The sequence below is a fragment of the Enterobacter ludwigii genome (assembly GCF_001750725.1).
In the GTDB taxonomy this organism is placed as follows: Bacteria; Pseudomonadota; Gammaproteobacteria; order Enterobacterales; family Enterobacteriaceae; genus Enterobacter; species Enterobacter ludwigii.
Map to the genome: position 1 here is coordinate 2,864,622 of NZ_CP017279.1, position 20,817 is coordinate 2,885,438.

Sequence of the window (20,817 nt, forward strand, 5' to 3'; positions counted from 1 at the left end):
TGTTTCTTTAGGCGTTCAGTTAAGTAACCCAGGACGGGCAGCTTCGCTGAAGCGCCCGCCTGGTGACTAATACTCCGAAGGGATTACCAACGGTAGTGTGCGAACGCCTTGTTGGCTTCTGCCATACGGTGAACGTCTTCACGTTTCTTAACTGCAGTACCTTTGTTTTCTGCAGCATCAGAAAGTTCGTTCGCCAGACGCAGAGCCATGGATTTATCACCGCGTTTACGAGCAGCTTCAACGATCCAACGCATTGCCAGAGCATTACGACGAACCGGACGAACTTCAACTGGAACCTGATAAGTAGAACCACCAACGCGGCGAGACTTAACTTCTACAGTCGGGCGCACGTTGTCGAGAGCGACTTCGAAAGCTTCCAGTTCATTTTTACCAGAGCGCTGAGCCAGGGTCTCCAGCGCGCTGTATACGATTGCTTCTGCAGTAGATTTTTTACCATCTACCATCAGGATATTTACAAATTTTGCCAGCAGTTCTGATCCGAATTTCGGATCTGGAAGAATTTTACGCTGACCAATGACGCGACGACGTGGCATGGGAATACTCCGTTGTTAATTCAGGATTGTCCAAAACTCTACGAGTTTAGTTTGACATTAAGATAAATCAGTTTGGCCTTACTTAACGGAGAACCATTAAGCCTTAGGACGCTTCACGCCGTACTTGGAGCGAGCCTGCTTACGGTCTTTAACACCTGAGCAGTCCAGCGCACCACGAACGGTGTGGTAACGAACACCCGGAAGGTCTTTAACACGACCGCCACGGATCAGGATCACGGAGTGCTCCTGCAGGTTGTGACCTTCACCACCGATGTAGGAAGTCACTTCGAAACCGTTAGTCAAACGCACACGGCATACTTTACGCAGTGCGGAGTTTGGTTTTTTAGGAGTGGTGGTATATACACGAGTACATACGCCACGTTTCTGCGGGCAGGCTTCCAGTGCAGGCACGTTGCTTTTTGCAACTTTGCGCGCACGTGGTTTGCGTACCAGCTGGTTAACTGTTGCCATTAAATAGCTCCTGGTTTTAGCTTTTGCTTCGTAAACACGTAATAAAACGACCTCATACAATATGAGGACGCGAAATTTTAGGGCTACGTCGAAAAGGTGTCAAGAAATATACAGCGATCTCGGATCACCAGTTCATTTGACTGGCGTGCGTCACAGTAAGATTGACGAAATCAGTATAGCCAACCACGTCAATTTTGGCTGAAATTTGACCAGAAAGACCTCGCGCCTCAAGATCGTCTTTCAGCGCAGAGACGGATATGGGGGCATTGCTGAGAATTTCAACGAAACGACTCCCTTCAAGCGCAGCCAGTACGCCATCCTGAATCAGCAGCAGGTCATCACCTTCGCGCAGCATGCTCAGTAATGCGTCGATATCACAATGCCACGGTGAACGGCTCAGGGTATGGAGCATGTCAGCCTCAGAAATTCAGAACAGTGTCGTAATGGGAAAGTTGGTCGCGCAGCGCGTCGGCCGGGAGGAGTGTTACATCCAGCACGAAAGACGTCTTATCGCTCAGACCGCGCGCAGCCAGAGAATCAGCGCAGACAAAAAAGGTTTCAATGTCGTAAAGCGGCAGCACTTTAAAGGTCGCGATGTAATCCCGCGCCAGAATAGCCTGCGGCTGCTGGCCCGCCAGAAGCTGGAACACGCCATCCCCTAAAAAGAAGACACCGATGTCTTCGGTCAGCGCTGATGTTGCGAGCAACGCATCCAGCCCTTCTCTGCCGGACGCACTACCGTGCGGAGCAGATGAAAAAACAAACGCCACGCGTTTCATCAGAATTGCACCACTCTGTCGCAGGTTAACGCAGCCTGTGCCAGTGCGCCCAGACCGCTCAACGAAAACCCCGGCTGCAGGTTGGCCCCTGGCAAGCCAAGACGTTCAGCTTCGGTGGCATCGGTCACGCCGCGACGCAGGGCTGCCGCCACGCAGATATGCAGCGCAACCCCCCTTGTCTCGTTCAGCGTCTGCCAGGCGCGCACCAGATCAAATTCATCGCTGGCCGGTGAGGTAAACTGGTTGGCGTTATACACCCCTTCCCGATAAAAGAAGACGCTCACCAGCTCATGTCCGGCAGCCAGTAACGCATGCGCAAACTGCAGCGCGCTGCTGGCCTGCTGAGTACCATACGCCGGGCCTGTCACCATCAGCGAAAAACGCATTACTTGTCTTGCCCCTGGAAATCACCGCTTTTGAACTGGCGGATGTAGAGGTAGACCGTATGCTTGGAAATGTTCAGGCGATCGGCCACCTGGTTAATGGCGTCTTTGATGTCAAAAATCCCTTTCTCATAGAGATTCAGCACGATCTGACGATTCTTGGCGTTGTTTGATACGTTGCGATCGGCATTCACCTCTTCGATAGTGAACTCAAGCGTCTGCGTCACCAGATCTTCAACCGAGGAGGCAAAGTTAACTGAGGAGCCAACGTCCGGCGTTTCAGGCGGTATGAAAGTGCTCATGATTTGCGAGAACGGCACATCAAGGTTCATGTTGATGCACAACAGACCGATCACGCGATGCTCGCGATTACGAATCGCGATGGTTTCTGATTTCATCAGTACGCCGCTTTTGGCGCGGGTGAAATAACATTTGGAGACGCTGCTGTCCGCGCCGGTCATGTCATGCAGCATACGCAATGCAAGGTCGGTGATTGGCGAACCAATTTTACGGCCAGTATGCTCACCATTAGCAATGCGGATGGCGGAACACTTAAGATCTTGCAGGGAGTGCAATACGATTTCGCAGTGGGACCCAATGAGCATCGCTAACCCGTCCACTACCGCCTCGTAGGATTTCAGAATATCGAAGTCGGTCTGGTCGAAAGGACGTTGATCCAGTAAATCAAGTTCACTGGTTTCGTTGGTTAAAAGCGACCTGGACATGAAAAAAACACTCCTTTTCAGGAGCCTGTCGTTAGGTTTTCAGGGCAGGCTCATTATCTACACGGACAACTAAATTAATACAGCGTGCATAACGCTTTCCAGTGTTAATTATATCTGCCCCACAATAAAAAAAACCGCCGCCTTAAAGGCGGCGGTTTTCATTCCATTACTTCTTCGCGTCTGTCGCAGCTTTCTGTTCTGCCTGCGCTTCTGGTTTCGCATCAGCTTTCGGCGCTGGCTTGATGTCCAGCAGCTCTACGTCAAAGACCAGGGTAGAGTTAGCAGGGATACCTGGAACGCCGGTTTTGCCATATGCCAGATCCGGTGGAATAACCAGTTTGATCTTGCCACCTTTCTTGATGTTTTTCAGACCTTCAGTCCAGCCTGGGATCACACCATCCAGACGGAAGGAGAGAGGCTCACCACGGGTGTAAGAGTTATCGAACTCTTTACCGTCGATCAGCGTACCTTTGTAGTTAACCACGACAGTATCGCTGTCTTTAGGCGCATCACCGGTACCTTCTTTCTCAACTTTATACACCAGACCCGTAGAGGAGGTTTTCACGCCCTTCTCTTTAGCAAAGGTATCGCGGTAGGCTTTGCCTTTCGCTTCGTTGTCTTTTGCATCCGCTTCCATCTTAGTCTGAGCGGCACCTTTCACACGTGCTTCGAACGCCTGCAGAGTCTGTTCAATTTCCTGGTCAGACAGTTTGCTCTTATCTGCAAATGCGTCCTGAACGCCCGCGATCAGCTGAGCTTTGTCCAGTTTAATGCCCAGTTTCTCTTGTTCTTTCAGAGAGTTTTCCATGTAACGACCCAGAGATGCGCCAAGTGCGTAGGCGGATTTCTGGTCGTCATTTTTGAACGCCGCTTTGCTGTCTGCAGTTGCAGCAGGCTTCGCAGCAGTATCAGCAGCGAAGGACAGCGGCGCGTTCAGCGCAACAGCCATCGTCGTCGCCAGCAGCGTTACTTTAAACAGTGATTTCATCCATATCTCCAGGGCCTGGGGACTCTCACCCCAGCGTTAAACGTAAATGAGTTACGTACTATAAAACGTTGCGGAAGAAATCTACAGACAGACTCTCCCGATTCTCGCCACTTTTCAGATTATTTTTGTTTAAATAAGTTTCTTGCCAAGGGGATAGATACTGAACTTAAGGATAAACTCAGTTAAACTTCGCCGCCGCTGGCCGATTGTGGTTAATGAGATACAACGAGGTGAATGATGAAGGACACAATGTTAGAAGCGAGAATGGCTGAGCTGGAAAGCCGCCTGGCTTTTCAGGACATCACCATCGAAGAGCTAAACCAGACCGTGACCGCACATGAACTGGAAATGGCGAAACTGCGGGATCTCATGCGCCTGCTGACGGACAAACTGAAGGCCACACAGCCGTCACATATTGCCTCTCAGTCAGAAGAGACGCCACCACCTCATTATTGAGGCGTAAAAAAAGCGGGATTATTATCCCGCTTTTTTATTTTCCGCATAACGGAATTAGTGGCAACCGCAGCCGCCGTTACCGCAACCACCTTTACCGTGGTCGTGACCATGGTCGTGATCGTGGCCGTGACCACCACAGCAGCCGTCGTGGCCGTGATCGTGGTCATGGTCGTGACCGTGCGCACCATGAACGTGGCCATGAGCCAGCTCTTCTTCGGTCGCTTCACGGATCGCAACAACTTCTACGTTGAATTTCAGGTTCTGGCCAGCCAGCATGTGGTTGCCGTCAACCACAACGTGGTCGTCTTCCACTTCAGTGATTTCAACAGGAACCGGACCCTGGTCAGTTTCAGCCAGGAAGCGCATGCCAACCTGCAGTTCGTCAACGCCCATGAACACGTCTTTAGGAACGCGCTGCACCAGGTTGTCGTCGTACTGACCGTAAGCGTCGTTCGCGCCAACAGCAACGTCGAATTTGTCGCCAACGTCGTGACCTTCCAGCGCATTTTCCAGGCCGGAAATCAGGGAACCGTGACCATGCAGGTAGTCAAGCGGCGCACTCACCGGAGACTCATCAACCAACACACCGTCTTCTGTACGTACCTGATAGGCCAGGCTGACCACCAGGTCTTTTGCTACTTTCATGATATCTCCTGAGCAAGGGAAAATTGCTGGCGCAGATTGTAGCGGAAATCTGCACCCGTGTACCCTTTAGCTTAAAAAAACTCAGGGCATATCGCTAGTCCGGATGAAAAATCCCGATAACTTGCTCTTCTTTGCGAACATGATCGCGGGCTTCTTTATCCGCCTCGCGCATCTGATGACCGCACTTAACACACTCTACGACATCAATATTATTTTCCCGCCACATCGCCAGCGTATCTTGCGCCTGGCAGCTCGGGCATTTTGCGCCCGCAATAAAGCGTTTACGTACAGCCATCTTTCGTTACCCTTTATTCAAATTCATCCCAGCCATCGAGCTGGCGTCGTTCCTGTTGCATCTCTCGCTGGAAAATCTCTTCCAGCTCGCGACGCGCTTCCCGCACGCGGGAGATCTGCGCCGTATCAGAGTGTACCGGCATTAATTCGCGCAGCATTCGCATGTCCAGCCGGCGAAAATGCATCTGGGCCCGCTGAGCCTGATGGGGATGCATGCCCAGCGAAATCAGCGCTTTACGCCCCAACTCCAGCGCACTGGAAAATGTCTCACGGGAGAAGTGTTTCACACCTGCCTGCAGCAGTTCGTGCGCTTCAACACGTCCACGCGCACGCGCCAGAATATGCAGATGCGGGAAATGCTGCTGGCACAGTTCAACCAGCTTCATCGTATCTTCCGGATCGTTGCAGGTAATCACGATGGATTCTGCCGCTTCTGCTCCCGCTGAACGCAACAGTTCGAGCTGGGTCGCGTCGCCGTAGTAAACCTTGTAGCCGTATTTACGCATCAGGTTCACCGCGCTGATATCGCGCTCCAGCACCGTGATGCGCATTTTGTTTGCCATCAGCAGACGTCCAATCACCTGCCCAAAGCGGCCAAAGCCCACCACAATCACCTGCGGCTTATCATCCTCCACCCACGGCATCTCATCTTCATCCTCTGTCGGATTTAAGCGCCGTGAGAGCAGCTTATCCACCAGCCTGATGAGCAGCGGGGTGGTCATCATCGACAGCGTGACCGTCACCAGCAGCAGCGCCATCTGATCGTCTTTAAACAGCTTCTGGGAGGAGGCAGTGGAGAACAGCACGAACGCGAACTCTCCGCCCTGACTTAAGACGCTGGCAAACTGCATGCGCTCGGAACTGCGCAGCCCGTATATCCGTGCCATGACGTACAGCACCAGCGTTTTTACCGCCACCAGCACAACAACACTCATCACCACCCACAGCAAATGGGTATAGAGCACGCCCAGGTTGAGCGCCATTCCCACCGAAATAAAGAACAACCCTAACAGCAGCCCTTTAAACGGATCGATAGCCGTTTCCAGTTCATGACGATATTCGCTTTCGGCAAGGAGCACCCCGGCGATAAACGTACCGAGCGCCATCGACAGCCCCAGCGCGTCCATAAACAATGCCGAGCCCAGCACCAGCAGCAGCGTCGCGGCAGTAAACACCTCGCGCACGCCAGAGGCGGCAATAAAACGAAACACCGGCCGCAGCAGGAAACGTCCGCCAATCAGCATGCCGGCGAAGGCCAGCACCTTCATGGAGATTTTGACCCAGTCAAAATGATCGTCACCAGAGCCTGCCAGTAACGGCACCAGTGCCAGCGCCGGGATCACGGCCAGGTCCTGAAATAGCAGTACCGAAAAGCCCAGCTGTCCTGCCTCGTTGCGGTTCATCCCTTTGTCACGCATTAACTGCAGCGCCATTGCTGTCGACGACATCGCAAGACCTATTCCGCCGATCACTGCCGCCTGCCACGAGAAGTTGGTCAGCATTAACAGCCCGGCCAGAATCGCAGCACTGAACAAGACCTGCGCCGCCCCCACGCCAAATATCGATCGCCGGAGCTGCCACAGTTTTGACGGATTCAGTTCGAGGCCAATGATGAACATCAGGAACACCACGCCCAGTTCAGAGAAGTGGAGAATTTCATCCACATCGCTGATGAATCCCAGCCCCCAGGGGCCAATGGCGATCCCGGCCAGCAGGTAGCCCAGCACCGCGCCAATGCCCAGCCGGGCGGCCAGCGGAACCGCCACCACTGCGGCAAATAAAAACAGCACGCCGGCCAGGAGTAAATTCGATCCTTCCATTAGCGACCTCCCGCCGATATCGGTGATGCAAGCCAATCGCCATACGCTCTGGCGTGGCTCGCCAGCGCTTCAGGCTTCTGGCGACGCGCCCAGTAGACAATAATCGGGCTCATCCAGTGCATGCGGCACATCGCAGCCGTCAGCTCAAACGGCCGCAGGATATCACTCATGGGATAACGGTTAAGACCGTCGTGGCGGTAAGCGCTCTCTGGCTCACCGGTCGTAATGACACTGCGCCAGTACTTTCCCGCCAGCTGGTTGCCCCCCACCCCGCTGGAGAACCCCCGGCTCAGCACACGGTCCAGCCACTCTTTCAGCAGTGCCGGACAGCTATAGGTATAAAGCGGATGCTGGAACACAATCACGTCATGCTGACGCAGCAGTTCCTGCTCGTAAGGAATATCAATAAAGAAATCAGGATAGTGCGCGTAGAGATCGTGCACCGTCACATTGCTGAGCTGAGTAGCCGGCTTAAGCAGAACCCGGTTTGCCACCGAGTCCTGAGATTCCGGATGGGCATACAGCAGCAGCACTTTCGCTGTCTGAGACATCACTCCCCTCCCGGTTCTGTTTCTGTTTTTGTGTATCGTCGTTGTTTTGGGCTACCATGGCGGCCCGGTGCGGAAAATGGCCCACACCTTACATTATCATAATGACAAATTAACATAGTCGGAACATACGGCGCTTCTATGATTGTTTTCTCCTCGTTACAAATTCGCCGCGGCGTGCGCGTCCTGCTGGATAACGCCTCCGCCACCATCAATCCCGGTCAAAAAGTGGGTCTGGTCGGCAAAAACGGCTGCGGAAAATCGACCCTGCTTGCGCTGCTGAAAAACGAGATTAGCGCTGACGGCGGTAACTTTACCTATCCGGGCAACTGGCAGCTTGCCTGGGTAAATCAGGAGACGCCTGCCCTGAGCGAACCCGCTCTCGACTATGTTATCGACGGCGATCGTGAATACCGTAAGCTGGAAGCTGAACTGAACGCCGCCAACGAGCGTAATGACGGTCATGCTATCGCCACCGTCCACGGTAAGCTGGACGCCATCGACGCATGGACAATTCGCTCCCGCGCCTCCAGCCTGCTGCACGGTCTGGGTTTCAGCAACGAACAGCTTGAACGCCCCGTCAGCGACTTCTCCGGCGGCTGGCGTATGCGCCTTAACCTGGCGCAGGCACTGATTTGCCGTTCCGACCTGCTGCTGCTTGATGAACCCACTAACCACCTCGATCTCGATGCGGTTATTTGGCTGGAGAAGTGGCTCAAGAGCTATCAGGGCACTCTGATTCTGATCTCCCACGACCGCGACTTCCTCGACCCGGTGGTGGATAAAATCATTCATATCGAACAGCAAAGCCTGTTTGAATACACCGGCAACTACAGCTCATTCGAGCGCCAGCGCGCGACGCGCCTTGCTCAACAGCAGGCGATGTACGAAAGCCAGCAGCAGCGCGTGGCGCATCTGCAAAGCTTTGTTGACCGCTTCAAGGCAAAAGCGTCTAAAGCCAAGCAGGCCCAGAGCCGCATCAAGATGCTGGAACGCATGGAGATGATCGCCCCGGCGCACGTCGATAACCCGTTCCACTTCAGTTTTCGCGAGCCCGAGAGCCTGCCGAACCCACTGCTGAAGATGGAAAAGGTGAGCGCTGGCTACGGCGATCGCATTATTCTCGACTCCATCAAGCTCAACCTGGTGCCGGGTTCACGTATTGGTCTGCTGGGGCGTAACGGCGCCGGTAAATCGACGCTGATTAAACTGCTGGCGGGCGAGCTTAACCCGGTCAGCGGCGAGATCGGCCTGGCAAAAGGCATTAAGCTTGGCTACTTCGCCCAGCATCAGCTGGAATTCTTACGCGCGGATGAATCGCCCATCCAGCACCTCGCGCGACTGGCGCCGCAGGAGATGGAGCAGAAGCTGCGCGATTACCTTGGCGGCTTTGGCTTCCAGGGCGATAAAGTCACCGAAAACACCGAACGTTTCTCCGGCGGCGAGAAAGCGCGTCTGGTACTGGCGCTTATCGTCTGGCAACGCCCGAACCTGCTGCTGCTCGATGAACCTACAAACCACCTCGATCTCGACATGCGTCAGGCGCTGACCGAAGCGTTAATTGAGTTTGAAGGCGCGCTGGTTGTCGTCTCGCACGATCGTCACCTGATCCGCTCCACAACGGACGATCTCTATTTAGTGCACGATGGCAAAGTCGAGCCGTTCGATGGCGATCTGGAAGACTACCAGCAGTGGCTGACGGACGTGCAGAAGCAGGAAAACCAGCCGGACGACTCGTCGAAAGATAACGCCAACAGCGCCCAGGCGCGTAAAGACCAGAAGCGCCGTGAAGCGGAACTGCGTACTCAGACCCAGCCGCTGCGTAAAGAGATTGCCCGTCTCGAAAAGGAGATGGAGAAACTTAACGCTCTGCTGGCTACCGTTGAAGAGAAGCTGGGTGACAGCGGTCTGTATGACCAGAGCCGTAAGGCGGAACTGACCGACTGCCTGCAGACTCAGGCGAAGACGAAATCCAGCCTCGAAGCGTGCGAGATGGCGTGGCTGGACGCCCAGGAACAGCTGGAAGCCATGCTGCAGGCCGACTAAATCCCCGGGAGGGTTATGAGTTTCGATATCACGAGCGACATTACATTTCGTAAACTCAGCATCTTCATGACCTTTATGGAGAAGGGCAATATCGCCCGTACCGCCGAAGCGCTTGGCCTGAGCGGCGTTAGCGTGCACCGCGCGCTGCATACTCTCGAAGAAAATGTGCGCTGCCCGCTCTTTACGCACAAAGGTCGCAATCTCATTGCGCTGCCTTCAGCCTGGACGCTGCTGGAATATTGTCAGGAAGTGATGCAGGTAATGGCGCGCGGGCTGGAAGAAGCGCGCAAAACGGCCGGTGTTGGCCAGGGACGACTGCGCGTCGGCACGCTCTACTCGCTGACGCTGGAAACCGTGCCACGCCTGATTATGGGGATGAAACTGCGCCGTCCGGACCTGGAGATGGACCTGACGATGGGCTCTAACGAGACCCTGTTGCGTATGCTGGACGACGGTTTGCTCGACGCCATCCTCATCTCTATTTCCGAAAGCGATATCGACCGCAACAGTCTGGAAGTGCTCCCCCTGTTCCATGACGACATTTTTCTTGCCGCACCGGCCTCTGCCACGCTGAACACCAGCGGGCCTGCCGACTTACGTGATTACAAAGAGCAGAAGTTTGTCGCGCTGTCGGAAGGGTTTGCCACCTACGCCGGGTTTCAGGAGGCGTTTCATATTGCCGGTTTCGAACCGGAAATCGTCACCCGCGTAAATGACATTTTCTCGATGCTGAGTCTGGTGCAGGCGGGCGTGGGCTTTACGCTCATGCCAGGCAGAATGAAGAAAGTGTATGAGAACTCAGTACAGCTACTGAAGCTGGCCCAGCCGTATCAGATGCAGCAGTTGATTGCCATTGTGTTTGCCCGCAACCGCGAGCAAGACCCCAGCCTGCGGGCACTGGCAGCCGAAGGGCGAATGTATGCCCGCAGTATCGCCACCGACCCTGCGCAGACCCTACCGCTGTAGCCGCTTAGCGAGGTGTACCGCCACGTCTACACCACTGCGCTCCAGCGAAACCGACTCCCCTTCCCAGGCCGCCTGACGCGTCAGGCAGGTCAGTACTCCGCCAGGTGGCATTTCAATCGCCAGCCGAGCTTCACGCTCGTTGGCAGAAATCACCGCTTCCTGCCAGCGCACCGTGCGCGCCATATTCATCGCCAGATCGTCCGCGATTTTCTCAGGCGTCCAGAGCACGCGTCCTGTACTGCCGCTCAGGTAAGCACAGCGCGGGCGTGTGAGCGTGACGGATGTGAACGCCTCCACCAGCTTGTGCGCCGGCTCCGCCAGCAGTTCGCAATGGGAAGGCACGCTGACGGTCAGCCGATGCGCCTTATTAGCCCCTTTTGCCAGCGCGCGTTTCGCCACCTGCGCCATCCCCTCATCGGTGCCGGCGATCACAATCTGCGTTTCCGCGTTCAGATTGGCGATATACGTTCCGGTGCCTTCCAGCAACGCTTCAACCTGAGGCAGGGTCAGACCCATTATCGCGGTCAGGCCATAACCGTGCGGATAGGCTTGCTCCATGAGATCGCCACGCAGCGCGACCAGCTTCAGCGCGTCGGCAAATTCCAGCGCACCGGCAATGACCGCGGCCGGATACGCGCCAATAGACAGACCGCTGACGATATCCGGTGCCACGTCGCGTTGTTCAAGCTCACGCGCCCAGGCAACACCGGCAATTAACAACGAAAGCTGAACGGCTCGCGTGTGGGTTAACGCTGCCGCGGTATCCAGCGTATCGACTTCGCCACCCAATACCTCGCGGGCCTGCTCCAGCGTCGTGCCAGGCAGGTTTTGCAGCATACCGGCATGCTGGGTGCCCTGCCCTGGAAAGGTAAACAGTATTTTCATCACTCCTCCCTGTGCCACGGGTCCGCCACCAGACGTGGCCCACGGTGGGTTTTCAGCAACGTTTTGCCGTCGCGCAGCCACTCCGTCAGCGCAAAGCCGCCTTCAGGGGTGTCGACCTGGGTGTCTGCCCGACATAACGCGCGGCTGAGCTGTGACGCCCAGACACGAAAAGCGTCAGCCGACAGAGGCTGAGGGGCTCGCACCAGCAAATCGAGATCGCTGTCGGCATGAATGACCGGGATACCGGTCGCCAGGGCGTAGCCCGTGCTGCCCGTAATTCCCCACGTCCACGGCCATGACTGCTGAGAAAGTTGCAACGCCACCTGCACCGGTGGCTGAGTCACAAACGGTGAACGCAGAAGATCGGCGGTCACGCTCAACGCCTCGGGTGAGACCACCCGCACGACGTTGTCTGGCTTCACCCAACCGGCCGCCCGCTGGTCGCGGCGTAAACCGCGTACGCCAACGGGAATACGGCCAGCGTTATCAACATCACGCCGCACGACCACCGGTAAACCGGTATGCCATACCGCATCCACCCAGTCGTCAGTGATGCCTTCCAGCGCGTCACGCGCGTTAAGCCAGATGAGGTCGTGAGGGCGTAATGTTGTGGTCATGATTACATTCCTGAAGTCAGCGAGATAAACAGCGGCAGCGACAGGATACACAGTACCGAGCTTAACAGCAGCACCGCTTCCGCATCCGGAGACTGCACGCCAAAGCGGTTACCGAACACCACGCCGAAGAAACCGGCTGAGAGCGCAATCATCAGGATAGCGGTGATCGCCACGGAGCCGTGCAGACCGAAGATCAGAACGATACCCCAGGCAATCGCAGGCTGGATCAGAAGCTTGGCTACGGTTGAGGTAATCACCATGGTGTTGATCTGCAGCTTACGCGCAGAGAGGATCACCCCGGTCAGGAACAGCGCGGCAGCCGTTGCAGAAAGGCCCAGTGGCTTAATGGCGGCCAGAACAAGTTCAGGCATTTTGATGCCTATAGCAGACAAAATCACACCCAGCAGGGGACCCATCACAATCGGTTTTTTAATCGAACGCCACATCAGCACCGGCAGCATCGAGAGCGTTGAACCGGAGTTATTGCCTTCGGCACGCGCTTTTTCACGTTCCAGAATCAGCAGGCAGAACGGCGTCATCAGTACCGAACCACAGGCAATAGAGACCGCCACGGACAGTGAGGTTGAAGAGCTCTCACCCAGCACGCTGCCCAGAATCGGCAAGCCAAGCGCGGCATAGTTTGGCAGCGCAACCGTCAGCGTAAGCACGGCGGCATCCTGTGGGGATTTTTTAAAGACGCTGGTCGCGAGGAAGTAAATGGCCGCGTAGGTTATCCACATCGCCAGGGTCAGCACCAGAATCAGCGGTGACTGGGCTACGATGCCAGTCCACGGGGTTTGCACCGTGGCGCTGAACAGCGCGGCAGGCAAAGCAAAATCCATGACGAAGATATTGAGCAGGGAGACATTTTTGTTATCGACCATCTTTGCCTTACCGGCCCAGAATCCCAGCAGCATGATGACGAAAATCGGTGCAAGAGCATGAACAATTACGTAAGTCATAATTCACCTGTAGTAAAAAAGTTTAAGCACTGGCGCGATGATTATTATTTTCAGGATGCAGGTTCCCGCGCGGACGTAACGGTTACGTCCGCGGGGAGTGCATCTGGCAGGTCTCTTTTTACTTACCAGCTTGCCCGCATGCGTTCGCGTACGAGGGCAGAGCTGCGGCGATTGTCAGCACCGAGACGGTTTTTCAGGGTGTTGTCCTGACGAGCGTCATGGATGGCCTGTTGCAGCGTGGTTTTCACCTGCGTCAGATCGTTTTCAGAAGGGGCATCCGGGTTGGTGATATCCAGCAGGTTGGAAAGCAGCCCCAGTGTGGCGTAGTTGCTGATGTCATAGGCCATTGGCGGGATCGTTGCCGCCAGTTTTTCCAGCGCATCCACGGTACGTAGCGTAATACGCGCCGCAGACTCTTTACCCATGGCATGGATCAGCACGCCTTTATCGTTAAAGGCAATCAGGCGGTTTGCCTGGTACCCGTGCGCCAGAAACGCGCCGGACATCGCTTTACCAACGATAAGCCCAATCACCGGATGACCGGCCAGACGCGCGTTAGCATAGGCCGCCGCCGCGCCGGCCAACGCCTGGTGAATACCAAATGCCTCTTCACGACGGCCATAGGCCTGGCTTGGCACGTCAATCACCGCCACGATCGGGCGCTTCACGGCGCTGTTGGCATCGGCGGCAACGGTTTCGCTCACCACTTTCGCCAGCGTCCAGCCTTCCAGCAGACCGACTTCCCCTTTCGCCGCGCGCGGGAAGTGGTTGTTGGCATCCGGTACCACGGCAACAAAACGTACCGTTTCACCGTTAAGTTCACCATCGGCCGCCTGTACGGACGGGCATAACCCTTCCAGGCGTCTGGCGTTCGGCGCGAGCGTTTGCAGCCAGAGTTCGCCACGGCTTACTGAGTTAGTCATCATTTCACCTCCCGGGCAAAGAGCGCTTTAATCTGTTCGGCATCGGCCTGTTTGCGGGTGTCGAAATTCGTCAGACGGTTCAGGTAATCGTCATAGTTATCGGTGCGATGTTTTGCAGGCACGCCTTTGGCAATCGCGTCGTTCATCGCCGCTTTCACCGCGTTCACGCCATCGCCAACCAGCGCATCCACCAGGCCGCTTTCATAGCGGACTTCGCCACCGGTCATGCTCCAGATAAACGGACGGTCGCGGGAGTCATACTCTTCAATTCCCGCTTCCTGCTCGATAACCTGAGGACCATTCAGACCGAGACGCGCTTCGCGGGTGACAATCAGGTAACTGCACAGTGCAGCAGCGATAGACATCCCACCGAAGCAGCCCACGGTCCCGGCCACAATCCCGACCACCGGGGTGTAACGGCGCAGGTCAACAATTGCCGCATGAATATCGGCAATGGCCGCCAGGCCCAGGTTGGCTTCCTGCAGACGCACGCCGCCGGTTTCGAGACACAGTACCGCCTGCGTCGGGATCCCGTTGCGGTTATCTTCAGCCGCCAGCTCCAGCGCCGCCGCCATTTTGGCGCCGGACACTTCGCCCATACTGCCGCCCTGGAACGCACCTTCGATCGCCACCACTACCGCAGGCTGACCGTTGAGGGTGCCTTTGGCGACCACCATGCCGTCATCGGCCTGAGGAACGATGCCCTGCGGCCCCAGCCACGGGGAGATAATGCCTTCAAAAGGATCCAGCAGTTCGCGATAGCTCCCGTCGTCCAGCAATGCCTGCGCACGCTGGCGAGCTTTTAATTCAATAAAACTCCGATCATCACGCATGGCTCACCCCTTCAAAAACCTGTTCGATACGAATGCGTGCCACCCCCGGCGTCGCGCCAAAGTCGTGGATCGTCAGTTTTCCTGCAGGCAGGCTGCTGACGGTGTGCAGGCGGTTGAACAACGCCTCCCAGCGACCGCGGCTGTTGTCGACGGACGTGGTGATATCAATGGTTAACGTCTGGCCCGGTTCGGCGGCAAACAGCACCTCCATATCCCCGGAACCAACAACCCCTGCGAGCGCTTTGCCGCTTAACGCGCGGCTCGCTGGCATGGTTAATGTGATTTTTTCCATAACATCCTCTTAATGCTTTGAATAAGGCGTTTCGATGCGATCGAGAAACAGCGTGGCGGCAAGCAGGTCGGCTGCTCCGCCCGGTGAGGCATTGAGTGCCAGCATGTGGCGGTCTAACCTCGCCAGCGCCATCTGGCCTGCGGATGTCGCGCATCCTCCGGCGCTCAGCACCGCACGCGCACCGTTCTGCATGGCCTCCAGCCCCGCCATCCCGGCGCGCGACAGCACGCAGGTGTCGGTAAGCGACGTCATGATGGCCATCAGCGCATCGAGCCTTGCATACGTTTCGCTGCTGCCGTTAAGACGGCTCAGACGAAGCTGCGGCAGAGCACGCTGCATCACGTGTGGAAATGCCTGCTGAGCCTCTTCACGTGCGCCCGGAACCCGGTAGCGGCGCGTGGCGCGTAGCCCTTTGCTGAACACTTTCGGCGCCGCGTCATCGGGCAGTTTCGCCAGCTGTGCCGCGGTATTCGCTACCGCCTGCGCGCTGGCATCACCACCGAGCATCGCCACGGCACTGACCAGCAGCCCCAGCGCCCAAATCGCGCCGCGGTGGGTATTTACACCGTCGGTAGCCGCCATCATCTGCTGCTCACCTTCACGGCCGAGTCGCCCTATGGTTTGCCTGAGCGCAATATCCGCCGGACGCTGCCAGCTGTGTTGCGCCAGCGCCTGAAACGTGGGGGTCAGGCTGCGCGCGGAACGCTCCATCAACGCGAGCGACAGATCGTGGTGCGCGCCGTTCCCCCGACTGTCCACCAGACCGGGTTTCGGGCTTAACTGTGCTTCGTCAATCAGACACTGCGTGGCGGTTCGCGCCAGCCATTCGGCACCGCCTTCAACCTGAATCTGGGGCAGAAGTTTCATTACCAGCTCCGGAATTTCGCAGGTGGGTTGTAAAGACCGCCAGACCATTCAACCAGGTCTGACACGCTGCCTGCTGCCAGCAGAGAACGGGTGGCATCGGTGCGGCGAATCCCCATATCTTCCGGGTAAACCACTTTGCCGCTCTGGCGCAACTGCGCCACACGTTTGGCATCGACGCCCAGACCGATATCGGTGATCCCCGCGACGGCCGCAACCATCGCCCGGCGCTCTTCAAGACTTTCTGCGCGATAGAGGTAAGCAATCCCCTCTTCCGTCAGCACATGTGTCACGTCGTCGCCGTAGATCATGACCGGAGCCAGAGGCATCCCGGACGCTTTCGCAACGTCAACAGCATCGAGTTTTTCCACAAAGGTCGGTTTCACGCCTGCCTGGAAGGTTTCCACCATCTGGACGACGAGTTTTTTACCGCGCTGCATCGGATCAGGTTCGGTGATCATGTTCAGCCAGGCCGGGGTGGCATGACGACGACCATGCGGGTCATGGCCCATGTTTGGCGCACCGCCGAAACCAGAGAGACGACCACGGGTGACGGTTGAGGAGTTGGCATACCCGTCAACCTGCAGGGTTGAGCCGATGAACATATCAACGGCGTACTGGCCTGCCAGCTGACAGAAGGCGCGGTTGGAACGCATAGAGCCGTCGGCACCGGTAAAGAAGATATCCGGACGTGCACGAATGTACTCTTCCATCCCCAGCTCACCGCCGAAGCAGTGCACGCTTTCCACCCAGCCGCTTTCAATCGCCGGGATCAGGGTTGGGTGCGGGTTAAGGGTCCAGTGTTTACAGATTTTGCCTTTCAGGCCGAGCTGTTCACCGTAGGTCGGCAGCAGCAGTTCAATCGCCGCGGTATTGAAACCAATCCCGTGGTTCAGGGATTGCACCTGATGTTCCGCATAAATGCCCTTAATGGCCATCATCGCCATCAGGATATGTTCCTGTTTGATGAGACGCGGGTCGCGGGTAAACAGCGGTTCGATAAAGAACGGTTTGTCGGCCACCACCACGAAGTCAATCCAGGAGCCGGGAATATCAACGCGCGGCAGGTCGCATTCGTCGTCCACCAGCTCATTCACCTGTGCGATGACAATGCCGTCATGGAACGCGGCCGCTTCCACCAGCGCGGGGGTATCTTCGGTGCTTGCGCCGGTATAAAGATTACCTTTTCGGTCCGCTTTAAAGCCGGCAATCAGCGCCACGTTTGGCGAGAGATCCACGTACAGACGTGAATAGAGTTCTATGTAGGTATGGATAGCGCCAATTTCGAGCTGACCATCTTCCAGCAGCTGCGAGATGCGCAGGCTCTGGGTACCGGAGAAGGAGAAGTCCAGCTTGCGGGCGATACCTTTCTCAAAGATATCCAGATGCTCGCTACGGCCCACGCTTGGCATAATCATGTGCAGGTCATGCACGATTTGCGGGTTCACTTCAGCCAGCGAGCGTGAAAGGAAATCGGCCTGCTTCTGGTTATTACCTTCCAGAACGACTTTGTCGCCAGGCGCGATCAGTTTTTCCAGCATGGCGACAAGATCGCCGGTTGGCAGTACCTTGCCCTGCACCGGTACGGAGGCCAGACGACGCGCTTTCTCGGTGCGTCGTGTGTTCCATTGCCGGGTGGGTGTTTGCCCAGATAACATTATTAACCTCCTGATTCAGCACATCATTCTGATTTGCTTAACGTTGAGTAAAGTGTGCGCTGTGGCGAGGAAGTCATCAATTAAGCGCAGGGCGGAATCATTAGCCTGAGAGTAATAATCAAGGTAAATATTTGTGATCGAGATCAGTTCATGTTTCGGAAAACCAGGCTAAACGGGGTACAATTCGGAAAGAACAGAAAATAACTGACAAGAATTAGCATCGCCGTTATGAGCCAAATCATCCCATCAGACTTCGATATCATCGCCGAAGACAGCACCGAGTTCGTGCCCATGCGCGGCGTGGCCAATTGTCATCTGCAGACCATGCTGCCGCGACTCATCCGCCGTAAGGTTCAGTTCACGCCGCACTGGCAACGGCTGGACTTACCGGACGGTGACTTTCTGGACCTGGCATGGAGCGAAGAGCCAGAACAGGCGCGCCACAAGCCGCGTCTGGTGGTCTTTCACGGTCTGGAAGGCAGTCTGCACAGCCCCTATGCACACGGGCTCATCCAGGCAGCCAAAGCGCGGGGCTGGCTCGGCGTGGTGATGCACTTTCGCGGCTGTAGCGGCGAACCGAATCGCCAGAAGCGCATTTATCACTCGGGTGAAACCGAAGACGGCACCTGGTTTTTACACTGGTTACGGGAAAACTTTGGTACCGTCCCGACAGCGGCCGTGGGCTACTCGCTGGGCGGCAATATGCTGGCCTGCCTGCTGGCAAAAGAGGGCGACACCGTGCCGCTGGATGCGGCCGTCATTGTCTCCGCGCCCTTTATGCTGGAGCAGTGCAGCTACCATATGGAGAAAGGCTTTTCCCGGGTCTATCAGCGTTACCTGCTCAACCTGCTGAAAGCCAACGCGGCGCGCAAGTTGAAGGCCTATCCGGATACGCTGCCGGTGAGCCTGCGTCAGTTGAAAAAGGTCCGTCGCATCCGCGAATTCGACGATCTGATCACCGCCAAAATTCACGGTTTTGCCGATGCGATTGACTACTACCGTCAGTGCAGCGCCATGCCGCTGCTCAGCAAGATCACGCAACCGACGCTTATCATTCATGCCAAAGATGACCCGTTTATGGATCATCACTCAATCCCCGCGCAGGAATTTCTGCCTGCCAACGTTCACTATCAGCTGACAGAGCATGGTGGTCACGTGGGGTTCATCGGTGGAACGTTGCGCCGCCCGAAAATGTGGCTGGAGTCGCGTATTCCTGACTGGCTTACCCCTTATCTGGACGGTGCAAAATGATTATTCCGTGGCAGGATCTCTCCCCCGAAACGCTCGATAATCTGATTGAAAGCTTTGTCTTGCGCGAAGGTACCGATTATGGTGAACATGAACGTTCGCTTGAGCAAAAGGTCAACGATGTGAAGCGCCAACTCAAAAGCGGCGACGTGGTGCTGGTATGGTCTGAACTGCATGAGACGGTCAATATCATGCCCCGCAACGCGTTTCATGGCTGATCTTTAAACCTTTCCAGTCAGGGAGTTGCTATGTCTGCCAGACATCCGGTTATTGCCGTTACGGGTTCGAGTGGTGCGGGAACCACCACGACCAGCCTCGCTTTTCGTAAGATTTTCGCCCAACTGAATCTCCGCGCGGCGGAGGTCGAAGGCGATAGCTTTCACCGCTACACGCGCCCGGAGATGGATATGGCTATCCGCAAGGCGCGCGATCTGGGTAAACACATCAGCTACTTCGGCCCGGAGGCCAATGACTTCGGCCTGCTGGAGCAAACCTTTCAGGAGTACGGCCAGAGCGGCAAGGGGCAGTCACGCAAATATCTGCACACCTACGATGAAGCCGTTCCCTGGAACCAGGTGCCCGGCACCTTTACCCCCTGGCAACCGCTGCCGGAACCGACCGACGTCCTGTTTTACGAAGGGTTGCACGGTGGCGTGGTGACGCCGCAGCATGACGTGGCGCGTCACGTGGATCTGCTGGTTGGCGTGGTGCCCATCGTGAACCTTGAGTGGATCCAGAAGCTGACGCGTGACATCAGCGAGCGCGGCCATTCACGCGAGGCGGTGATGGATTCCGTCGTGCGCTCCATGGAAGACTACATTACTTACCTGACGCCGCAGTTCTCCCGCACGCATATCAACTTCCAGCGCGTACCGACAGTGGACACCTCTAACCCGTTCGCCGCCAAAAGTATCCCGTCGCTGGATGAGAGCTTTGTGGTTATCCATTTCCGCAATCTCGACGGCATTGATTACCCCTGGCTGCTGGCGATGCTGCAGGGCTCATTTATTTCGCACATGAATACGTTAGTGGTTCCGGGCGGAAAAATGGGGCTGGCAATGGAATTAATTATGATGCCGCTGGTGCAGCGGTTGATAGAAGGGAAGAAAATCGCCTGATGATTTCCCTCTCCGCGTGGGAGAGGGCTTCGGTGAGGGCATCGGGGTGAACGATGCCCCCCAATATCAGGCGTCGATCACTTCATACGAATGCGTAATTTTTACCGCTTTCTCGAGCATTAACGCGACCGAGCAGTATTTCTCCGCTGAAAGATCGACCGCGCGTGAGACCGCCGCGTCTTTCAGTTCTTTCCCGCTGACGATGAAATGCAGGTTAATGTGGGTGAACAGGCGTGGTGCCTCTTCGCGGCGTTCTGAGGTGAGTTTTACTTCGCAGTCGGTCACATCGTGACGGCCTTTTTGCAGGATCGACACCACATCAATTGCGCTGCATCCACCTGCTGCCATCAGCACCATTTCCATTGGGCTTGGTGCTTTATCACCGGAGTTACCATCCATCAAAATCTGGTGTCCTGAAGCGGACTCGCCCAGGAACGTTAAACCTTCAACCCATTTCACACGCGCTTGCATATTCACTCACTCCAACGTTGCATTTTTGGTGACAGATTACGCGTGCGTTACATTTCTCGCAATGGAAGGCGACCTGCGTCATGCTGAAGCGAGACACCAGGAGACACGCGGCGAAAGCTATGCTAAAACACTCAGGATGCTACAGTAATACATTGACGTTACACATGTATGCAGAGGACATCAAACTTTACTGGCTGCGAAACGTTACGATAGCCGACTTCCCAGGGTATGGGTAAGAATTCGATTGCAACCCCAGAGTCCGGATGCATCT

The 20,817-nt window shown here is 56.0% G+C and carries 26 protein-coding genes; 6 read left to right on the plus strand and 20 right to left on the minus strand.

What is annotated here, in order from left to right; all coding sequences use genetic code 11:
• Window positions 1-83: 83 nt before the first annotated feature.
• From rpsG to fkpA, 7 genes are all read right to left on the minus strand, one after another.
• Window positions 84-554 (minus strand): 30S ribosomal protein S7, encoded by a 471-nt coding sequence (gene rpsG, locus BH714_RS13460; protein ID WP_003861706.1) that lies wholly within the window; start codon window positions 552-554, stop codon window positions 84-86.
• 96 nt (window positions 555-650) lie between these two features.
• Complete coding sequence (gene rpsL, locus BH714_RS13465; RefSeq protein WP_000246815.1) at window positions 651-1,025, minus strand: 30S ribosomal protein S12; 375 nt, start codon at window positions 1,023-1,025, stop codon at window positions 651-653.
• A gap of 124 nt (window positions 1,026-1,149) precedes the next feature.
• Window positions 1,150-1,437, minus strand: coding sequence for a sulfurtransferase complex subunit TusB (gene tusB, locus BH714_RS13470; protein ID WP_014171906.1), 288 nt, complete (start codon window positions 1,435-1,437; stop codon window positions 1,150-1,152).
• A 7-nt stretch (window positions 1,438-1,444) separates the two neighbouring features.
• Window positions 1,445-1,804, minus strand: a complete 360-nt coding sequence (gene tusC / locus BH714_RS13475) for a sulfurtransferase complex subunit TusC (RefSeq protein ID WP_014171907.1) — start codon at window positions 1,802-1,804, stop codon at window positions 1,445-1,447.
• Window positions 1,804-2,190, minus strand: coding sequence for a sulfurtransferase complex subunit TusD (gene tusD, locus BH714_RS13480; protein WP_014171908.1), 387 nt, complete (start codon window positions 2,188-2,190; stop codon window positions 1,804-1,806). The genes tusC and tusD overlap by 1 nt, the downstream gene beginning before the upstream one ends.
• Window positions 2,190-2,912 carry a helix-turn-helix transcriptional regulator gene (locus tag BH714_RS13485; protein ID WP_014171909.1) on the minus strand — a complete coding sequence of 241 codons (723 nt, stop codon included), beginning with the start codon at window positions 2,910-2,912 and terminating at the stop codon, window positions 2,190-2,192. Before BH714_RS13485 ends, tusD begins: the two co-directional genes overlap by 1 nt.
• Window positions 2,913-3,078: 166 nt before the next feature.
• On the minus strand, window positions 3,079-3,900 hold the full coding sequence (fkpA, locus tag BH714_RS13490; RefSeq protein WP_014171910.1) for an FKBP-type peptidyl-prolyl cis-trans isomerase: 822 nt from the start codon (window positions 3,898-3,900) through the stop codon (window positions 3,079-3,081).
• Window positions 3,901-4,137: 237 nt separating this feature from the next.
• On the opposite strand from fkpA, the gene BH714_RS13495 reads away from it, so the two are divergent.
• Window positions 4,138-4,356, plus strand: a complete 219-nt coding sequence (locus BH714_RS13495) for a protein SlyX (RefSeq protein ID WP_020884603.1) — start codon at window positions 4,138-4,140, stop codon at window positions 4,354-4,356.
• 54 nt (window positions 4,357-4,410) lie between these two features.
• On the opposite strand, the gene slyD is transcribed toward BH714_RS13495, so the two are convergent.
• From slyD to kefG, 4 genes are all read right to left on the minus strand, one after another.
• Complete coding sequence (slyD, locus tag BH714_RS13500; RefSeq protein ID WP_014171912.1) at window positions 4,411-5,001, minus strand: peptidylprolyl isomerase; 591 nt, start codon at window positions 4,999-5,001, stop codon at window positions 4,411-4,413.
• A gap of 94 nt (window positions 5,002-5,095) precedes the next feature.
• A complete protein-coding gene (locus BH714_RS13505) occupies window positions 5,096-5,296 on the minus strand; it encodes a YheV family putative zinc ribbon protein (RefSeq protein ID WP_013099038.1) in 201 nt (66 codons plus the stop codon).
• 13 nt (window positions 5,297-5,309) lie between these two features.
• Window positions 5,310-7,115 (minus strand): glutathione-regulated potassium-efflux system protein KefB, encoded by a 1,806-nt coding sequence (kefB, locus tag BH714_RS13510; RefSeq protein ID WP_020884602.1) that lies wholly within the window; start codon window positions 7,113-7,115, stop codon window positions 5,310-5,312.
• Window positions 7,115-7,666 (minus strand): glutathione-regulated potassium-efflux system ancillary protein KefG, encoded by a 552-nt coding sequence (gene kefG / locus BH714_RS13515; protein WP_020884601.1) that lies wholly within the window; start codon window positions 7,664-7,666, stop codon window positions 7,115-7,117. Before kefG ends, kefB begins: the two co-directional genes overlap by 1 nt.
• 138 nt (window positions 7,667-7,804) lie before the next feature.
• Between kefG and BH714_RS13520 the strand changes: the two genes are divergently transcribed.
• Window positions 7,805-9,709: an ABC transporter ATP-binding protein gene (locus BH714_RS13520; protein WP_020884600.1), complete on the plus strand. Its 1,905-nt coding sequence runs from the start codon at window positions 7,805-7,807 to the stop codon at window positions 9,707-9,709.
• Window positions 9,710-9,724: 15 nt separating this feature from the next.
• Entirely contained in the window at window positions 9,725-10,675 is a 951-nt protein-coding gene (locus BH714_RS13525; RefSeq protein ID WP_032679092.1) for a LysR family transcriptional regulator, read from the plus strand.
• Here the strand turns inward: BH714_RS13525 and mdcH are convergent.
• From mdcH to mdcA, 8 genes are all read right to left on the minus strand, one after another.
• On the minus strand, window positions 10,664-11,560 hold the full coding sequence (mdcH, locus tag BH714_RS13530; RefSeq protein ID WP_040018188.1) for a malonate decarboxylase subunit epsilon: 897 nt from the start codon (window positions 11,558-11,560) through the stop codon (window positions 10,664-10,666). The genes BH714_RS13525 and mdcH overlap by 12 nt on opposite strands.
• Complete coding sequence (locus BH714_RS13535; protein ID WP_040018189.1) at window positions 11,560-12,177, minus strand: malonate decarboxylase holo-ACP synthase; 618 nt, start codon at window positions 12,175-12,177, stop codon at window positions 11,560-11,562. The genes mdcH and BH714_RS13535 overlap by 1 nt, the downstream gene beginning before the upstream one ends.
• Window positions 12,178-12,179: 2 nt before the next feature.
• Window positions 12,180-13,139: an AEC family transporter gene (locus tag BH714_RS13540; protein ID WP_014171919.1), complete on the minus strand. Its 960-nt coding sequence runs from the start codon at window positions 13,137-13,139 to the stop codon at window positions 12,180-12,182.
• Between the two features lie 122 nt (window positions 13,140-13,261).
• Window positions 13,262-14,062 carry a biotin-independent malonate decarboxylase subunit gamma gene (gene mdcE, locus BH714_RS13545; RefSeq protein WP_040019062.1) on the minus strand — a complete coding sequence of 267 codons (801 nt, stop codon included), beginning with the start codon at window positions 14,060-14,062 and terminating at the stop codon, window positions 13,262-13,264.
• Window positions 14,062-14,895 (minus strand): biotin-independent malonate decarboxylase subunit beta, encoded by an 834-nt coding sequence (locus tag BH714_RS13550; RefSeq protein ID WP_014171921.1) that lies wholly within the window; start codon window positions 14,893-14,895, stop codon window positions 14,062-14,064. The genes mdcE and BH714_RS13550 overlap by 1 nt, the downstream gene beginning before the upstream one ends.
• Entirely contained in the window at window positions 14,888-15,187 is a 300-nt protein-coding gene (mdcC, locus tag BH714_RS13555; RefSeq protein WP_020884595.1) for a malonate decarboxylase acyl carrier protein, read from the minus strand. Before mdcC ends, BH714_RS13550 begins: the two co-directional genes overlap by 8 nt.
• Window positions 15,188-15,196: 9 nt before the next feature.
• On the minus strand, window positions 15,197-16,054 hold the full coding sequence (locus BH714_RS13560; RefSeq protein WP_020884594.1) for a triphosphoribosyl-dephospho-CoA synthase: 858 nt from the start codon (window positions 16,052-16,054) through the stop codon (window positions 15,197-15,199).
• Window positions 16,054-17,709: a malonate decarboxylase subunit alpha gene (gene mdcA / locus BH714_RS13565; protein WP_014171924.1), complete on the minus strand. Its 1,656-nt coding sequence runs from the start codon at window positions 17,707-17,709 to the stop codon at window positions 16,054-16,056. The genes BH714_RS13560 and mdcA overlap by 1 nt, the downstream gene beginning before the upstream one ends.
• Window positions 17,710-17,937: 228 nt before the next feature.
• Here mdcA and BH714_RS13575 point away from each other — a divergent pair, with 228 nt between their 5' ends.
• The 3 genes from BH714_RS13575 to BH714_RS13585 are packed head-to-tail and all read left to right on the plus strand — an operon-like array spanning window position 17,938 to window position 20,075.
• The gene (locus BH714_RS13575; RefSeq protein ID WP_014171925.1) at window positions 17,938-18,960 is read left to right on the plus strand and encodes a hydrolase; all 1,023 of its coding nucleotides are present in this window, start codon (window positions 17,938-17,940) and stop codon (window positions 18,958-18,960) included.
• A complete protein-coding gene (locus BH714_RS13580) occupies window positions 18,957-19,175 on the plus strand; it encodes a YheU family protein (RefSeq protein ID WP_003861664.1) in 219 nt (72 codons plus the stop codon). The genes BH714_RS13575 and BH714_RS13580 overlap by 4 nt, the downstream gene beginning before the upstream one ends.
• A 30-nt stretch (window positions 19,176-19,205) precedes the next feature.
• Window positions 19,206-20,075 carry a phosphoribulokinase gene (locus BH714_RS13585; protein WP_014171927.1) on the plus strand — a complete coding sequence of 290 codons (870 nt, stop codon included), beginning with the start codon at window positions 19,206-19,208 and terminating at the stop codon, window positions 20,073-20,075.
• Window positions 20,076-20,141: 66 nt separating this feature from the next.
• Here the strand turns inward: BH714_RS13585 and BH714_RS13590 are convergent, their stop codons facing one another.
• A complete protein-coding gene (locus BH714_RS13590; RefSeq protein ID WP_025202873.1) occupies window positions 20,142-20,546 on the minus strand; it encodes an OsmC family protein in 405 nt (134 codons plus the stop codon).
• Between the last annotated feature and the right edge of the window lie 271 nt (window positions 20,547-20,817).

Coding starts and splice junctions, on each gene's coding strand:
- rpsG (WP_003861706.1), bottom strand. CDS start 554: ATGCCACGTCGTCGCGTCATTGGTCAGCGTAAAATTCTTCCAGATCCG.
- rpsL (WP_000246815.1), bottom strand. CDS start 1,025: ATGGCAACAGTTAACCAGCTGGTACGCAAACCACGTGCGCGCAAAGTT.
- tusB (WP_014171906.1), bottom strand. CDS start 1,437: ATGCTCCATACCCTGAGCCGTTCACCGTGGCATTGTGATATCGACGCA.
- tusC (WP_014171907.1), bottom strand. CDS start 1,804: ATGAAACGCGTGGCGTTTGTTTTTTCATCTGCTCCGCACGGTAGTGCG.
- tusD (WP_014171908.1), bottom strand. CDS start 2,190: ATGCGTTTTTCGCTGATGGTGACAGGCCCGGCGTATGGTACTCAGCAG.
- BH714_RS13485 (WP_014171909.1), bottom strand. CDS start 2,912: ATGTCCAGGTCGCTTTTAACCAACGAAACCAGTGAACTTGATTTACTG.
- fkpA (WP_014171910.1), bottom strand. CDS start 3,900: ATGAAATCACTGTTTAAAGTAACGCTGCTGGCGACGACGATGGCTGTT.
- BH714_RS13495 (WP_020884603.1), top strand. CDS start 4,138: ATGAAGGACACAATGTTAGAAGCGAGAATGGCTGAGCTGGAAAGCCGC.
- slyD (WP_014171912.1), bottom strand. CDS start 5,001: ATGAAAGTAGCAAAAGACCTGGTGGTCAGCCTGGCCTATCAGGTACGT.
- BH714_RS13505 (WP_013099038.1), bottom strand. CDS start 5,296: ATGGCTGTACGTAAACGCTTTATTGCGGGCGCAAAATGCCCGAGCTGC.
- kefB (WP_020884602.1), bottom strand. CDS start 7,115: ATGGAAGGATCGAATTTACTCCTGGCCGGCGTGCTGTTTTTATTTGCC.
- kefG (WP_020884601.1), bottom strand. CDS start 7,666: ATGTCTCAGACAGCGAAAGTGCTGCTGCTGTATGCCCATCCGGAATCT.
- BH714_RS13520 (WP_020884600.1), top strand. CDS start 7,805: ATGATTGTTTTCTCCTCGTTACAAATTCGCCGCGGCGTGCGCGTCCTG.
- BH714_RS13525 (WP_032679092.1), top strand. CDS start 9,725: ATGAGTTTCGATATCACGAGCGACATTACATTTCGTAAACTCAGCATC.
- mdcH (WP_040018188.1), bottom strand. CDS start 11,560: ATGAAAATACTGTTTACCTTTCCAGGGCAGGGCACCCAGCATGCCGGT.
- BH714_RS13535 (WP_040018189.1), bottom strand. CDS start 12,177: ATGACCACAACATTACGCCCTCACGACCTCATCTGGCTTAACGCGCGT.
- BH714_RS13540 (WP_014171919.1), bottom strand. CDS start 13,139: ATGACTTACGTAATTGTTCATGCTCTTGCACCGATTTTCGTCATCATG.
- mdcE (WP_040019062.1), bottom strand. CDS start 14,062: ATGACTAACTCAGTAAGCCGTGGCGAACTCTGGCTGCAAACGCTCGCG.
- BH714_RS13550 (WP_014171921.1), bottom strand. CDS start 14,895: ATGCGTGATGATCGGAGTTTTATTGAATTAAAAGCTCGCCAGCGTGCG.
- mdcC (WP_020884595.1), bottom strand. CDS start 15,187: ATGGAAAAAATCACATTAACCATGCCAGCGAGCCGCGCGTTAAGCGGC.
- BH714_RS13560 (WP_020884594.1), bottom strand. CDS start 16,054: ATGAAACTTCTGCCCCAGATTCAGGTTGAAGGCGGTGCCGAATGGCTG.
- mdcA (WP_014171924.1), bottom strand. CDS start 17,709: ATGTTATCTGGGCAAACACCCACCCGGCAATGGAACACACGACGCACC.
- BH714_RS13575 (WP_014171925.1), top strand. CDS start 17,938: ATGAGCCAAATCATCCCATCAGACTTCGATATCATCGCCGAAGACAGC.
- BH714_RS13580 (WP_003861664.1), top strand. CDS start 18,957: ATGATTATTCCGTGGCAGGATCTCTCCCCCGAAACGCTCGATAATCTG.
- BH714_RS13585 (WP_014171927.1), top strand. CDS start 19,206: ATGTCTGCCAGACATCCGGTTATTGCCGTTACGGGTTCGAGTGGTGCG.
- BH714_RS13590 (WP_025202873.1), bottom strand. CDS start 20,546: ATGCAAGCGCGTGTGAAATGGGTTGAAGGTTTAACGTTCCTGGGCGAG.